Here is a 14,859-nt window from a genome sequence, read left to right on the forward strand (position 1 = left end):
GTATTTTTTTGATTCAGAATTTTTTAATGAAATTATCATTTATAGAGCCAGGCGGCTGGGTTGCTCAGATCGATGAACTCGCTGTTCTGTCTTCTGTACTATTCTTCTTATTATTTCATAAAATGTTGATTTACAGAATAAAGTCATTACGCCAGCCATTTATGATGTTTGGTGCTTATCTATTGATATCTATTGTTTCGTCAATTTTTGGTGTAGTCGTCTTAAATCAGTTTTTGCTACAGTTTTCACTAGATTTAAAGCCATTTATAATAATTGTGCTTCTTTGTCTTTGTTATGATGATTTTGCTGTCACGAGATTTGAAAAACTTATAAAAGCAATTATTTTAATAAACGTTCCATTTGTGCTTTGGCAGTTCCTCTTTAGCAATAGTTATGATGTGATTTTTGCTAACGGATCTCATTTTGGTCTTGTGTATGGTGCTGATGGAAGTGAATACTCGAGGGCTGCTGGTGCATTTTGGTTTACCGGTATTTATGCGGTATTCTGCTCTTTGGCAATTGGTTTTTTTGCATCAAAGTTAATGATCGAGAAAAAACTTATTGCTGCCGACTGGGGCTTTTTCTTCACGGCTATACTTTTGCTTTTCGTGTCACTTTCTCGCGGTGAAATAGTTTCATGTTTGATATCCTGTGTTGCGGTGTATTTTTTTTATTCTGGGACTCGTTACGTAAAACCAATAACTTTAATCGCCGTATTAGCTGTCTTAATCGTTGTATTAATTTTATCTTCAGCAGAGATTGAAAAATGGTTAGTTGAGTTGGGCTTGATAAGCGGGTCGATTGATTTAGCACCGCGTGCGATTTTTATGCAATCTGCATTAGATATTTCTACTGACTATTTTCCATTTGGAGCTGGTTTAGGTTCATTTGGCGGTAGAGCTGCAGTAGATTATGACTCTGTGTTTTTTTATAAGTATTTAATCAGCCATGAGTGGTATTTTAATTTTGGATTTTTTCTAACAGATACATTCTGGCCAAAAGTAATTGCAGAGTCAGGATATATTGGTACGTTTTTATACTTCTTTGGTTTTTTGTTTTTTCTCCGAAAGGCGACGGAAAGAAAAAACTTATCTTCTGTATATTCGTTGTTCGCAATAGTTTTTATACTAATAAATAGTCTATCCGCACCAGTACTGAACGATGCATTTTCAATAGCCTTTGTATTCTTCTTGTTTTATGGATCTTGCCTTAAGAGTGCATCGAGATGAATCCAAAAATTATTGAGAATTTTTTTGTATTTTTCTCAGCTTCATTTTCCGGAGGGTACAAAATATTCGCGGTATTTCTTATTACGCTATTATTTCCAGTTGCTTTCGTTCAAGAGTTTAATACCTACTACTTTATAGTTTTAATTTGCGTTTCTTTGGGAGTTATGCCGTTAGCCTCAATGATGACTGCTCAAAAATTTTCTCTGACCGGATTGGCGAAGCTAGTTTGGCTAATGTTCTTTTCACTCACAGCATGCGGTATCGTCGTAGTTTTTCAGAACGAGCTGGCCATAAGGTTTGATGTTAATTTATTTATTGCTTTACTGGTTTCAGTTTTTTTCGTTGGTGGTTACGAGATAGCTAGGCGAGAATTGGCCAATAGCAGGTCTTTTCAGCAAGTATTTATTTGCGGCGTTATATCTACGTTACTGTTTCTACTTGTTTTTTTTGCTGATCGTTATCAATACTCCGATCCAGTTTCTATGATTCTATTTTTTTCGATTTGTTTTGGTTTGCCCATATTCGGTAGCATTATTGCTAAGCAGCGAGGAGCTTCGTTTTTTGGCGGAGTAAAACCTTTCGAGTTCATTAAAAATTATACATCCGCATGTATATCGAACTCCTCTTCGAGCTTAATTGCATATTTATTACCACTTACTTTGGTTTCATTGTTGCAATCTGATATTTCGCCTTATTTAGCAGTTATATTCAGCGCTGCGAATTTATTCATGCTGGTTCCCCGTTATATGGCCGAAAAAAATATTCCGTTGATGAGGAATGGTGGGGATCTCGCATCTATTGCTGGCAAAACATTTTTTACTACGTTGGTTTACCTGTCATTCATTTTTTTGTGCGCATTTATAGCGTTTTTAACCATCGATATTCGTGATTTTTGGCTGTATTTTTTACTTTTTTCTTCACTGCAATTAACTCAGCTGACATTGCCGTATTCGAATGTGTTGATGGTCAATAATAATTTTTCGTTGTTACTCAAAATAAATATTTTTGGCTTAGCGCCATATGCACTATTGTTGTTTCTGTTTTTTTGTTCTAGTACTAATTTACAAATAAGTTACATGATTATTTTGTTGTACATGCTCAGCAGTGTAATAAAGACGATATTAACCCGAACTTACTGTCAGCGCATTTTTCAAACTCCGAGGAACGTATGAAGCTTTATCGGATAGGTAATTTTTTATATAAAAAAAGGATTCCTGTTTTACCTAAGATTATTGACGTCCTGATCCGGCTCGTACATAACTGTGCTGTTTACTCGGAGACTTCAATTGGAACGGGTACAGCTTTCGGCTATGGAGGAATCGCTGTTGTTATCCACAAGAGGAGCATAATAGGTAACAATTGTATGATCGGTTCAAATGTAACAATAGGAGGTCGTTCGAAAAGTGCCGATGTGCCAGTAATAGGCGACAACGTTTATATTGCGACTGGGGCAAAGATTTTGGGTTCCGTTAGGATTGGCAATAATGTAGTTGTTGGTGCAAATGCTGTTGTGATCACCGATGTACCAGCTAATTGTGTAGTTGCAGGAGTCCCTGCAAAAATAATTAGACAAAACATCGATCCAAAAGATTATTACTGAAAATTAAAAAAAATATTTTATGAAATTCTAATCTTGTAACAAATCACTAGTTTTCAACAGACTGTACGATTTTTTAAATGGAAATTTTTAAAACGATATATGAATGATTTTTTCTAGATATTAAGTAGAGCTGCGCAATGTCATTGTTTAAAAAAATCAAGTACACCTTTAGATATTTTCTTCTTGATGTATTCGGCGTAAAAGGAAGGATCAATAAATTACGAGATAATTCACAGCTTTCTGTTGAAAACTTTGAAAAACTGCAGGAAAAATTGCTGCTTAAAACATTGTATGCAGCAAAAAAGAAAATACCAGCTTACCAAAATATCCCATTGCCACACGGATCTGTTAAACAATATGTTAGTTCACATTATCCAGTGTTAACTAAAAATGATTTGTTGCAGGAACGAGAGTTGTATTACCCAAATGCTGGAATAAAACGAACTTTTCAGATTGTTGGTAAAACCAGCGGAACCACCGGATCTCCTCTGGATATATTTCGCTCATATAACTCGATTGCCTGGGAAAACGCTTTTGTAAAAAGACATTGGCTAGATATTTGCGCAGCTGATCAACTGGTAAAACGCGCAACATTACGTGGGGACCAAATTGCGACGGATGCTGAGACCGGTGTTTATTGGATGTTTAATCCGATGGATAAGCAGCTGCTCCTATCGTCAAAACACTTAAATGAAGATACGTTTGCCCGGTTTGCAAAAATTATTCAACAATATCAGCCAAAAATTTTGCAGGCGTATCCTTCGATGGCTTTTCAGTTGGCCAAATACGCTGCAGAACAGAATATTCGGGTATCAGTCGATTATGTTTTTACAGCGTCCGAAATGTTATATGACTATCAACGTGAGTTGATTGAAAAGCAGCTTGGTCGAGTGGTTGATTTTTATGGTATGGCGGAAAGAGTTGCTATGGCAACTGAGTGCAAATTTAGGAATCTGCACGTCAACACAGATTATTCTTTCGTTGAGATTTTAGATGAAGACAATAATCCGACGTCCGATGAAGGATATATTGTGGGTACAACCTTTCATAACGAAGAAATGCCACTGATTCGTTACAAATTATCTGATCGTACAAAATGGAAACCGGGGACATGCCAATGTGGATCTCATTATCCAATGATTGAACCAATTTCTGGTAAGTTTGAAGATATCCTTTACGACACAGATCACAGGCCAGTAAGTCCTTCACTGATTACTTTTGCTTTCAAAGGCGTCAACAACATTAAAAAGTCCCAAGTCGCACAAATTGCCGATGATAAATGGGTCGTTAGGGTAGTTCCTGCGGCTGACTATGGCGAGCAAGATGGAAACAAGGTAATTCAAAATCTTCGAGAATTAGTTAGTGATAAAGTGAATGCCGAAATTGTGCTGGTTGAAGACATTGCAAAAACAGCAGCCGGTAAATATCGCTGGGTTTTAAATGAGACACCAAGTCGAAGGAACATCGCTACGGATGAATAGTAACAACTCAAAAAAAATCAATTTGATGATAGGCACTGATCCCAAGGGTCAAGGCGGTATTGCAGCCGTCGAGCAAACGATGTTGGAACAACCTCTTGCCAAAAATTGGCAGATCCAGTTTGTTGCAAGTCATAAATCTGCGACAAAAATTGGTTTATTGTTAATCTTTCTGGCGGCATTTTTTAGAATTTTCGCTTTAAGGCTTACTGGTGTTCCTGGATTTGCCCATATACATCTTGCCTCGCGAGGAAGCTTTAGCCGTAAAGCCTTGCTAGCGAAATGGGCTAGTTTCCTAGGTTTTCGTATTTTGTTGCATTTGCATGGTGCTCAGTTTGATCAGTTTTACGAGAGCGAGTGTTCGCCTGTAAAACAGCAAAAAGTTGCAAAGTTGTTTTATCTTGCCGATTTGGTGGTGGTGTTGGGCGATAAGTGGTTTCACTGGGTATCGCATACATTTCCTGCAGTTAAGAAGTTAAAGATCGTATACAACCCTGGCCCTTCAGTCACTTTGCCTCGTCAGCTGAACAGCACGCCAACGTTGTTGTTTCTCGGTAGGTTAGGTGAAAGAAAAGGTGTTCATGATTTGATAGAAGCGTTGCCTGAGGTAATTAAGCTGGTACCAGATTTGAAAATTATTTTAGGTGGTGATGGTGATCTTGATCGTTTTCGTCTACAGGCTGAAAGTGCTGGAATTCTGTCTCATGTTGAATTTGCAGGCTGGATAGGTAGCGAAAGAAAGTTTCAATTACTCTCTAGCAGCACCGCCTTCGTGTTGCCCAGCTACAACGAAGGTTTTCCTGTCGGGATCATTGAAGCCATGGCTTGTGGGATACCGATAGTCGCGACTACTGTTGGTGGTATACCCGATGCAATTACACATGGTCAAGAAGGTTTGCTGGTGCCTGCCGGTGATATCTCGGCATTGTCGCAAGCTTTAATAAGTGTATTAATTAATCAAACTTTGGCGCAACAGCTCAGTTCGCAAGCTAAACATAAATATGAGCAGAATTTTAGCTGTGACGCGATTATGCCGTTATGGGACCAACTCTATATGGAAATATCTAATGGCTGATCAAGCTTTAATGCAGGATGCAATATCCGCGGTTTCTGAAATATATCGGGCGATTCTACGCGACGCCAAAAGCAACAATTTCGCCGGTTACGACCCCTTTGATGGTTTAAACAGCGTTATTTTTAAGTGGGTGCCAGCGCTGAAAAAGGGCTTGTTTGGTTTGGCGTGGATCCAGTTGCATAAACGCTCGCCAATCAATTTGCGGCCGTTGTGTGGAATACCCAAAGGGCGTAATCCGAAGGGCGTGGCGTTGTTTATTCTGGGCTTATTGCAGGATTATGCCCGTTCCAGTGAGGCGCATTATCTGCAACAAGCAACCGAGTTGGCAGACTGGCTGCTGACTCAACAAAGTGATCAACAACAATGGCAGCATGCCTGCTGGGGTTATCATTTTGACTGGAATGCGCGGGCGTTTTTTGTGCCTAAGGGCAAACCTAATGTCATTACCACCATCTATGTTGCGCAGGCCTTGTATGCGCTGAGTCAGGTGGTCGAAAAGCCGCAGTATCGTGAAGTGGCGTTTGATGCAGCGCACTTTATTGTGAAAACCTTATACACCGAACACGATGGCCGGGCGTTTTTTGCCTACATTCCGGGCGAAACGGCGTTTGTGCATAACGCCAGTTTGTGGGGCGCAGCCTGGGTGGCGGTGGTGGCAAGTCAGACTGGCAATCAACAATATGCAGATTTGGCGTTGCAGGTGGCCTGGCAAAGTGTCCGCGAACAAGCCGATGACGGCAGCTGGGTTTATGGCTCGCGCCATCATCATCAGTTTATTGATGGTTTTCATACCGGCTATAACCTGGAAGCGTTACATCTGCTGGGCAATGCACTTGGCACCAACGAGTTTGCGCTGGCGATCCAAAGTGGCCTGACGTACTACAAAAAGCAGTTTTTTGAAGCCGATGGCACGGCTAAGTATTACCACAACAACAGATTTCCGTTAGATATGCATTCGGTGGCACAAGCGGTGTTTACGCTGGTGCGGGTCGGCGGGCAAGCGGATGATTTGGCGTTAGCGGCAAAGGTGATCGACTGGTCGTTGCGGGAAATGCATATCGCCGGAACGGCACAGTTTTATTATCAGAAACAACCGGGTTTTAGTAACAAAATCAATTATATCCGCTGGACGCAAGCCTGGGTGTATTACTCTTTTGCATTTTTCAGTGCACAGCTGGCGGTGCAGCATGAATAACAATATGCCATCGATCTGTTTCCTGAATACCGAAATGCACAGCAGCAGCATGCGCGAAACTGTCGCCTGTATTGAACAGAATATCGAACAGCGCCAATTTACCCAGCATGTGGTGGTGAATGTGGCCAAATTGGTACATATGCAATCCGATACAGTGTTGGCAGATTCGGTGAAAGCCTGCGATATCGTCAATATCGACGGCATGGGCGTGGTGTGGGGCGCCCGTTTTTGCGGCCATCAGGTACCCGAGCGGGTGGCAGGCGTTGATTTGTTCCACCAGCTGCTGATGCTGAGTAACCGTAATGCTTATCCGGTATTTTTACTGGGCGCCACTGACGAAGTGGTCAGTAAAACGGCTGAAGTGATACTGGCACAAAACGCTGGCTTAAAACTGGCTGGTTTTCATCATGGTTATTTCTGGGATGATGAGCAGGCGGTGGTTGATTTGATCCGTGCTTCTGGCGCGCGTTTGTTGTTTGTGGCTATTACCTCGCCAAAAAAAGAGAACTTCATCAACAAATGGCGTGATCAATTAGGTGTCGATTTTGTGATGGGTGTTGGCGGTACTTTTGATGTGGTTGCCGGAAAAGTCAGTCGCGCACCGTTATGGATGCAAAATGCTGGTTTCGAATGGCTGTATCGCGTATTGCAGGAACCCGGCCGGATGTGGAAGCGGTATTTGCTGACCAACAGCGCTTTTGCCTGGTTGTTGTTAAAAGAAAAGTTTAAGTGAAAATGTAACAAGGTTCGGAGCTAATGAGCTCCGAACCCTTTTTCAGTTATTTAGCTTTGCGACGTAACACCAGGCCTAACAGACCCAGGCCCAATAATGCGATTGGAGCTGGCGTTGGGACGCTGCTGGTCACTGCATCAGTACGATAAACCATAGTTTCGAAGTACCAGTCATCGCTGTTGTTGACGTCTGCGAACGACCATGCACCTTGTTCACCGTTAACTACATCGATGTGGCTGTAAGTACCGTTAAACCATTTGCTGGCTTTGGCGTAGTTTTTACCATTGTAGCTTTCGGTATTACCAGAGCTGTAGTTCACTTCAAATACGCTGTAGTCAAAACCAAGGCTTTGGAACAAATCAAACGTCATTACTTTCCAGCCGTAAGCTGCCTGAACACTCATGTCGATGGCACTGCAAGTAGAACCAAACAAACCAGAACCACAAGGTGATGCCCATGCCAGATCGTAACCTTTAAAGGTAACAAAGGCGTCAGCATCAACCGGGCCATTGGCAATTGGTGCTGCAAATGCAGAACCAGCGAATAAAGAGGTTGCTAACATGGCCAGTTTCAGTAAATTTTTCATTGGGTACTTCCAGTAATTGATGACTTCGATAGCTGGATATTGCACGAGGTGTGCCAAACTTTATGCTGTTGATTTAATTGAAATATTATCATTGATGAATATTGAGTGTAAAAAATATTGACGCATTAATGTAAGTTTTTTTGTAGTTGTTGACTGAAAAATATACACGGTTTCCAGACAAAAACCGCTGAGGCACCGGCTGGCTGTTCGGTTTAGGGAGCTGCAAGTTGAGACGGCTAGTTTGATGGCTGAGTTGATGACTGGCGTTGATGGCTGGTTTAGAGGGTGGTTTAGATGACTGGTGTTAACTGCTGCTATAGCTGACTTGCGGCAAGCCCAGCGGCGGGCTTGCCGGTTTCGCTATTGCTGCGCTTCTGCAATTTTTAGCTCCGTCCACTGCTGCAGCAGTTCGATACGTTTGTTGCTGGCCAGTATCATGCTACCGAGAATACCTACAAAGCCAAGCAGCAGTGGCGGCGTTATCGTTACATGATCCAGCAGCAATAAAGTTAAACAATACAAGGCCATGATTGCAGTGGCGCTGGCTGGTGCGTAACTGAGGCGTTGCATTTTTCGCTCTAACACCGCGATTTTTTCCATTTTCTTAAAAGTTTCCAGCGCTGTGATATCTAATGCTGTTTGTATTTTCATCGGTGAAGTCCTTGTCATAAAAGTTCTGATGTTAAAAGCTCTAAACCGTAGCGGGCAATTTGCCTGGAGCTTGGTCTATTAATGGGCATTTTGTAGTTTATAGGTGCGGCGAACCTCGTTTACTAAACGATGACGTGAGCTCTTTAACCTTTCATGCGGTGCAAACAAAGAACTGGCGGCATCCAGTAAATCGACAGCGGCGGTAAGTCTGTCACGTTGTGCCGCAGACAGCTCAGTCAGGGCTGTCAGTTCATTAATTTGAATAACGGCAAATTCCTTGGCGGCGATATCTTCAGGCAAACCGGTTTTGGTGCATAACCCATAGATCCCGGCCAGGAAGTGTAGCCATTCCTGTTGGAGATGACTGGCAAATTCTGAAGTTAATTTGGTATTTTCGGTACGGTGGCCCTGAGTTTTAAGCTGCTCAATAGTGTGGCGGTAACGGTCAGAAAATATCGCAAAGACGGCATCGACGGCAGGCTCACTTTGCAGAACTGCCAGCCAGGACACATAACCTTTTGCATAATATTCAATTGTTTGCTGTTCGGAGTGCAAACCAAAAAATGAATCGCTGCTTAGCTGCAGATTTAATTTGTATGAACATTGAGGCATGACGCCCTGACGCTGAAAATGTGCCAGCTGGTCTGTCGACACTTTAGCCTGTTCAAGGAGCTGTTGCGTGGTTAAAAAGTAGCTATTCAGGTAATTGATTAATTCCAAAACCTTCCATCTCCGTTGCAGAACTGCGCAGGGATGCACCATGGCACCGGGCAAATAAAGTAGACTGCATATTAATATTTAACCGGCCGTTACGCTACCGTTAAATATAAGGGCGCTGGCTTGCTGAATGTCTTAACGAACGTGTTGTTTTGAGCTTTGCTGATAAATCAGCGCGAGCACTGCTAGCAGCAAAATAGCTTTAACAGCGCAAACAGTACCTGAGCTGCCGCCGACGCCATTAGCAACCAAAAGCCCAGCCATAACATGCGGCGCCGTTTTTGCAACTGGCTGCGCACCGTTTTGCTATTCCAGCGCTCAAGTCCCGCGCTGATCTGCCGCTCCCATAAATCATTGTTTTTAGCAATGGCGGCATCAATGTCGGCGTCACTGAGCGCGCTGGCAAGTTCTTCGGCTTTGGCACGATCACATTTAAATGAAATCATTGCCGAGCGCAGCCAGAACTCACGCGGATTGCTGCGGGACAGCGTCTGCAACCGCTCAATGTCGTTAAGCTCGCGGCTTATCTCTTCAAACTGATGTGCATGATTCACTTCGTTCACCAAAAACCAGGCGCCGACAGCGCCAAGCACAGCAGGCAGTGCGGAAACGATAAAACTTGGGATGTCCATTGCTGTGCTCCTTAGCTGTGATCAATTACATGGGATGCTACGGGTACAGCATCGTGGCCTCGCTCTGATAAATGGCAGCAGGTCAAAGCATAGGCCAAAGAGCAGGGTTATTGCTAATGGCAGCAATAGCACAAACCAGAGGCTGCTGACCGGTGGTATTTCGCCTGGTTTAGGTGCAAGCCGGCAGCTGGCGGTATAAAAATGCGCTGACTTGAAAATTGTATATTTAGTTCTAAGCTCTTTCAGGTACAACTAAACCACAGCACCAAGGTGGCAACAATGGACGTTAAAGGCAACAGACTAACCGGGCTACTGGTGTTGTTTATCAGTCTGCTTGCCGCACTAGCAGTCGCGGCACTCTTCTACTTTCTGAAAATCCAGCAAAACGAGCATTACCAAAACCAACTGCATTTTCGCGAGCTCAATCGTTATGTTGAATCATTGGAGCAGAATAAGCAGTCTTTGGAGGCGGCTTATGATGCTTACAAAATTTACAGTCAGGCAAATTATGGTCTTGTATTTGAATACGATTCTCAGCTGAAAGAAGTTGAAAAGTCTAGACAGTCAATTGAAAAAAAGTTTCTAAGCAGTCAAATATTAGAGTGCAAAGGTCAAGATTGTAGCTCAGTGTTAATTGATAAATTGGATGAATTATATAATGCAAAAAATAATTTGGAATCGAAATTAAGGCGTGAAATTTCCGACACTGTACATTTCGAATTTTCTTACAACGTGGATATCTTAAATGATGTCATGAAATGTATTTTTGAACACGACAATATAAGTGATAGTGTAAGTGGCATTCATCGATGTCGAGGTTCTAAAGGGGGTAAAGAAAGTGGTTCTGCTGACGATGATTCTTCAGGCGGTGATGGATCTTCTGAATCAGGGAAAGCAACGCATTCGGCGTGTCTTAAAAACGTTAAAGCATGCTTGAATAAACGTGAGAGATACATTCAGTCTGGCATCATTGGTGACGATATTAAACCGAGGAAATTTTCAGAAATATTAAAAAGCTCTAATCTTATACCGCTCATTCTTTTTGTAGACAGCACCGGAACGGTGTTACATAAAACCGAGAGTTTATTGAGCGATTCTTCACTGCATGGTCTGCGATTTGAACAGGTTGAGCAAGTCTTGCGCGATTTCGCACTGTCTCAAGCAAGCCACAAAGATAAAATTTCGGTACATGATATTCCACCTATAAAAAATCAAGGAGGAAGTGGTTTTATCGATACTGCTATTGCGGGTACTGAATATAGAATATTCCTGCAGCCATGGGCCGGCATCGCCGATGATGCGTCATCTGGAACAGAAATACTTTATTTGATTGGTTTTCAGTCTAGATCGGCGATGCTAGGAGATAAACTTTCGGTCAGCAACAGTCTTGTGCTTGTTTTTTCATTATTTCTAATTGGGGTAATAGCGCTCTTGCCTTTGCTGAAAGTTAGGCTTGTATCAACCCAGCAAGGTTTTAGTTCTAACGATTTAAAAGTAGTTCCTCTGTCATTGGCAATTATTTCTGTGCTAGTTAGCGTTTCGGCATTTCAGTATATATTTTACAACGGAGTGAAAACCTCTGTTGATCAGGTTGCTCAGTCTGCATTTGATGAAATAAAATCATCTTTCAGTTATGAGCTTAAAGTTTGGGAAGGCAATGCTAAAAACAGATTGCAAGAATTAAAGTCAAGGTCAGGTAATTTCGTAAATGATATAAATATAAAAAACAAAAGTGACGACAGTTTTGATAATGAACAGCGTTGCAACATGTTTGGTACGGCAAATCAAATAGATTGTTTATTTTCCTATTCAGGTGCTCAGATAGACTTTATTGAAGGATTATATGAAATAGGCAGAGATGGCAAAAAGGTAGACAAATTAGGAGCTATTGCTACAAAAGTTCAGAAACGGAAAAACGTCTACAGTGTAAGTGATAGGCATTATGTGACTCATTCTGCCAATTGTACTGGATGGCATTGGCCGCTTGATGAAAAGTTTGATGAAAAGTTTGATGAAAAGTTTGATGAAAATAAAGATTGCCGCAACACATTTTTTGTAGAACGATTACGAAATAAAATCGATTTGCGGCTAAATACCTGGGTTGGCATGCCGCAGTTTGAAAAAATATATTCAAAAAACGACGGAACTGATAAGGAGGAAATTATTATTTTTGGCGGCCAGTTAAAAACATTATTTTTGACTGTAATGCCTAAAGATTTCCGCTTTTTGGTGTTTGATAGTGATAGCGGCGAAGTGTTGTATCATTCAGACGAATGGTTAAGCAAAATTGATAATATATTCGCTGATACTGATAATGACTTGCATTTGCAAAATTTAGTCAAATCAAAACATGACCAATCAAAAAAATTTGAAACCCAATATAAAGGGAAAGACACTGTTTTTCACTTAGGTGCGATTGCTGAAAACGTGCCATGGACTTTAGTCGTCATGTATGACAAGAGCCCATATCGATTGCTAAATCTGCTTAGCGCGTTTTCGTCCTGGACTTTGAGTTTTTTCTACTTGTTGCTAGTTTATATCATTTGGCGGGTGTTGCCTCTCCGGCTGCAACATAAGGTAAATAGCCTCATATGGTTTCGCGCGGACCGGGGCGGTATTTATTCATATGCTATTGTTGCTCTCATGATTAACTTGATCCTTGCTGCTATTTTGTTCTTGTTTGCATCAGATTTACTTTTGTTTACGGTAATCACTGCATGGATGATTGGTTTTAGTTATTTCTGGGTTGCAAGTAGCAAGAAATGGGCTGAACCAGTACGAAAACAAGAGAATATAGCCATCAAGCCAACGGCGAAGTCAGCAGGAGCTAATATTAAAAACAAAACTATTTCGGATGCATTTTCATACAGCAAAGGCCAGCCTGATTTCATTTTTCGGCACCCATTGTTGGTGTATTCAATGTTCATTTTATTGCTTCTGTTGAATTTCTGTGGCATTCCTTCTGCGGTGTTTTCCTATCAGTCGTCTGAGTATTTGGTGTTTCGTCAGTCCGAGCTGAATCAGCAATATTTGGAGCATTCTTTAACTGAGCGGCAAATAGAAATGCGTGAGTATATTGATGAATTTTATGATACTGAAATCTTCACCCAAACGGATAAAAATGAAGTATTACAAAAGGCCACTGTAAATTGTTATCCAACGATGCTTTTTGCAAGTATCGATAAAGATCGATGCGACGATCAAAGAAATGGCAGCAACATAAAGACTGAAATATTTGAAAATGCTGCAATAATGTTTAATAGCAATGCTGCAAACAACGTATTTTTTGGCAAAATCCCGTGGGCGCTGACAGATGTTAAATTGCCGTTGTTTAGTCATATTTGGGCGTTGCAACAAAATCCCGCCGAAAAGAAACATCAAAGAGAAAATCGAGCAGACATTAGTAAAATATTGAATGTTGCTTCAGGCACACAAGTGTTCTGGACTGGTGTAGCAACAATGCTCGCATTGCTACTGCTGCTGTTGCTAATCCGCTATTGGCTATGTCGCCGGATGATGGGTCTTGATCGGGTTGAAAACTTCAGGATTAATCCAGAAAACATCAAAGCTTCCAAATATCAGGCTGCTGATGCACTGTGCAGAATATTGTACCCACATCAAGGCGGTTCGGGTAAGGCTGTTTACCTGCAGCTGATTCGCCCTTCAGTTGCTGCGCAAACTTTAGTTAGTTATCACCCGAACAATATACAGACAGCAGATGATACGGGCAAACGCAAAGACGAATGCCTGATTGCCGGTATTAGTCCAGTTGATGTTTGTGATCTGTTACTGCCCAATAAAACCAGCGACTCAAGTGCACAAGCGGATAAAATGCCGACAATGGTGTTAACCGGTTTCGAGCCGTTGATTTGGAATAAAGCTTTGCGATTGAAGGTGTTGAAAAAACTACAACAACTGGTCAGCAATGGTAAGGTCAATCTGGTATTGATGATGGAAATGTCGCCGCTATACCGTTTGACGCAGCCAATAGCCTATGATGAAAAATTTCCGCTTGAACAACAAGCTGACGCCGCTGAGCGTGATGCTTGGGTGAAATTTTTTGTACGCTTTATCAAAATTTATGACTGGGTGCCGAAATTACGGCATAAACCTCAGTTGGAGAAACCCACAGATGTGCTTTGGTATGAAGCAAATAGCTGGCCGGAGTTGGAACATGTTGCGATTCAGTTTTTGGCTTATCACTGCGCAGTTAAAGATCCTGATTTGGAAAAACAGCTTAAGTTAACTGTTAAAACTTCAAACAACTACTGTGCAGAATTGGCCAAATGCTGGCAGAAATTCAGTCTGGAATATAAAAATCTGAAAAAACTGTTCGATGACAAAGATAGTGACAGTACTGTTCTCGACCCACTGCCAATGGTTTACGCTTCAATCAACAAACACTGGACCAAAGAACAAATTATCGATTTCTTTAACTCCACAGCAGCCACCCGTTATGAAGCTAAGTGGCAGTTGTGCACCATTAAAGAAAAAGTACTGCTGATTAGTATGATTAATGGAGACTTGCCGAATCCACGGAATTCGGTGCCGTTGGAGCATTTAGTGCGGCGTGGTTATATTTTTTACGATCAAGGCTGGCATATCGTCAACGAAAGTTTTTCCCGTTTTATCGCCACTGCGGAAGATCCTGATACTGTGCGGCGCTGGATGCGCGAAGTGTCAGAAAGCTTGTGGAAATATGCACGGATCCCGCTGTTTATCGGGCTATTACTCTTGCTTGGGTTGTTAGCTTATACCGCGACCGATTCTTTACAATCATTGATGGCGCTGATGGCGACTATGCTGGGTATTATTCCGGTTATTTTTAACAACATCAGTCTGTTTAAAGGAGGCAGCAATTCTGGTTCTTAAAGGAACCAAATGTGGTGTGAACAGTGACTGCGATACAGTTCATGGTGACAGTCTGCGCGCTTTAATGCGATAGTAGACCTTTGATTGCAAC

12 protein-coding genes are annotated in these 14,859 nt (G+C 41.8%); 8 read left to right on the forward strand and 4 right to left on the reverse strand.

The features are described 5' to 3' along the window. Positions 1–26 precede the first annotated feature (26 nt). The 7 genes from A5320_RS12170 to A5320_RS12200 all read left to right on the forward strand — a co-directional run bounded on the left by A5320_RS12170 (position 27) and on the right by A5320_RS12200 (position 7,310). Positions 27–1,229 carry an O-antigen ligase family protein gene (locus A5320_RS12170; RefSeq protein ID WP_068065044.1) on the forward strand — a complete coding sequence of 401 codons (1,203 nt, stop codon included), beginning with the start codon at positions 27–29 and terminating at the stop codon, positions 1,227–1,229. Next, complete coding sequence (locus A5320_RS12175; RefSeq protein ID WP_068065048.1) at positions 1,226–2,401, forward strand: hypothetical protein; 1,176 nt, start codon at positions 1,226–1,228, stop codon at positions 2,399–2,401. The genes A5320_RS12170 and A5320_RS12175 overlap by 4 nt, the downstream gene beginning before the upstream one ends. Next, positions 2,398–2,829, forward strand: coding sequence for a serine O-acetyltransferase (locus A5320_RS12180; protein ID WP_068065050.1), 432 nt, complete (start codon positions 2,398–2,400; stop codon positions 2,827–2,829). Before A5320_RS12175 ends, A5320_RS12180 begins: the two co-directional genes overlap by 4 nt. Before the next feature lie 137 nt (positions 2,830–2,966). Then, complete coding sequence (locus A5320_RS12185; protein ID WP_068065053.1) at positions 2,967–4,310, forward strand: phenylacetate--CoA ligase family protein; 1,344 nt, start codon at positions 2,967–2,969, stop codon at positions 4,308–4,310. Beyond that, entirely contained in the window at positions 4,303–5,382 is a 1,080-nt protein-coding gene (locus tag A5320_RS12190; RefSeq protein ID WP_197490099.1) for a glycosyltransferase family 4 protein, read from the forward strand. The genes A5320_RS12185 and A5320_RS12190 overlap by 8 nt, the downstream gene beginning before the upstream one ends. Beyond that, the gene (locus A5320_RS12195; protein ID WP_197490100.1) at positions 5,375–6,577 is read left to right on the forward strand and encodes a hypothetical protein; all 1,203 of its coding nucleotides are present in this window, start codon (positions 5,375–5,377) and stop codon (positions 6,575–6,577) included. Before A5320_RS12190 ends, A5320_RS12195 begins: the two co-directional genes overlap by 8 nt. After that, the gene (locus A5320_RS12200; protein ID WP_197490101.1) at positions 6,570–7,310 is read left to right on the forward strand and encodes a WecB/TagA/CpsF family glycosyltransferase; all 741 of its coding nucleotides are present in this window, start codon (positions 6,570–6,572) and stop codon (positions 7,308–7,310) included. The genes A5320_RS12195 and A5320_RS12200 overlap by 8 nt, the downstream gene beginning before the upstream one ends. Before the next feature lie 46 nt (positions 7,311–7,356). On the opposite strand, the gene A5320_RS12205 is transcribed toward A5320_RS12200, so the two are convergent. The 4 genes from A5320_RS12205 to A5320_RS12220 all read right to left on the reverse strand — a co-directional run bounded on the left by A5320_RS12205 (position 7,357) and on the right by A5320_RS12220 (position 9,896). Then, a complete protein-coding gene (locus tag A5320_RS12205) occupies positions 7,357–7,896 on the reverse strand; it encodes a hypothetical protein (RefSeq protein WP_068065054.1) in 540 nt (179 codons plus the stop codon). Positions 7,897–8,256: 360 nt separating this feature from the next. Next, entirely contained in the window at positions 8,257–8,547 is a 291-nt protein-coding gene (locus A5320_RS12210; protein WP_068065057.1) for a hypothetical protein, read from the reverse strand. A gap of 78 nt (positions 8,548–8,625) precedes the next feature. Continuing rightward, positions 8,626–9,267: a DUF6058 family natural product biosynthesis protein gene (locus A5320_RS12215; protein WP_068065060.1), complete on the reverse strand. Its 642-nt coding sequence runs from the start codon at positions 9,265–9,267 to the stop codon at positions 8,626–8,628. Positions 9,268–9,449: 182 nt separating this feature from the next. Further along, on the reverse strand, positions 9,450–9,896 hold the full coding sequence (locus A5320_RS12220) for a hypothetical protein (RefSeq protein ID WP_068065061.1): 447 nt from the start codon (positions 9,894–9,896) through the stop codon (positions 9,450–9,452). A 279-nt stretch (positions 9,897–10,175) separates the two neighbouring features. Between A5320_RS12220 and A5320_RS12225 the strand changes: the two genes are divergently transcribed. Continuing rightward, the gene (locus A5320_RS12225; RefSeq protein ID WP_068065062.1) at positions 10,176–14,768 is read left to right on the forward strand and encodes a hypothetical protein; all 4,593 of its coding nucleotides are present in this window, start codon (positions 10,176–10,178) and stop codon (positions 14,766–14,768) included. Positions 14,769–14,859 lie beyond the last annotated feature (91 nt).

It is taken from the genome of Rheinheimera sp. SA_1 (genome assembly GCF_001669775.1).
Taxonomy (GTDB): domain Bacteria; phylum Pseudomonadota; class Gammaproteobacteria; order Enterobacterales; family Alteromonadaceae; genus Pararheinheimera.

Excerpts from the sequence above, each read along its gene's own strand:
- A5320_RS12195 (WP_197490100.1), top strand. The coding sequence starts at position 5,375 with ATGGCTGATCAAGCTTTAATGCAGGATGCAATATCCGCGGTTTCTGAA.
- A5320_RS12220 (WP_068065061.1), bottom strand. The coding sequence starts at position 9,896 with ATGGACATCCCAAGTTTTATCGTTTCCGCACTGCCTGCTGTGCTTGGC.
- A5320_RS12205 (WP_068065054.1), bottom strand. The coding sequence starts at position 7,896 with ATGAAAAATTTACTGAAACTGGCCATGTTAGCAACCTCTTTATTCGCT.
- A5320_RS12190 (WP_197490099.1), top strand. The coding sequence starts at position 4,303 with ATGAATAGTAACAACTCAAAAAAAATCAATTTGATGATAGGCACTGAT.
- A5320_RS12175 (WP_068065048.1), top strand. The coding sequence starts at position 1,226 with ATGAATCCAAAAATTATTGAGAATTTTTTTGTATTTTTCTCAGCTTCA.
- A5320_RS12185 (WP_068065053.1), top strand. The coding sequence starts at position 2,967 with ATGTCATTGTTTAAAAAAATCAAGTACACCTTTAGATATTTTCTTCTT.
- A5320_RS12210 (WP_068065057.1), bottom strand. The coding sequence starts at position 8,547 with ATGAAAATACAAACAGCATTAGATATCACAGCGCTGGAAACTTTTAAG.
- A5320_RS12170 (WP_068065044.1), top strand. The coding sequence starts at position 27 with ATGAAATTATCATTTATAGAGCCAGGCGGCTGGGTTGCTCAGATCGAT.
- A5320_RS12225 (WP_068065062.1), top strand. The coding sequence starts at position 10,176 with ATGGACGTTAAAGGCAACAGACTAACCGGGCTACTGGTGTTGTTTATC.
- A5320_RS12200 (WP_197490101.1), top strand. The coding sequence starts at position 6,570 with ATGAATAACAATATGCCATCGATCTGTTTCCTGAATACCGAAATGCAC.
- A5320_RS12180 (WP_068065050.1), top strand. The coding sequence starts at position 2,398 with ATGAAGCTTTATCGGATAGGTAATTTTTTATATAAAAAAAGGATTCCT.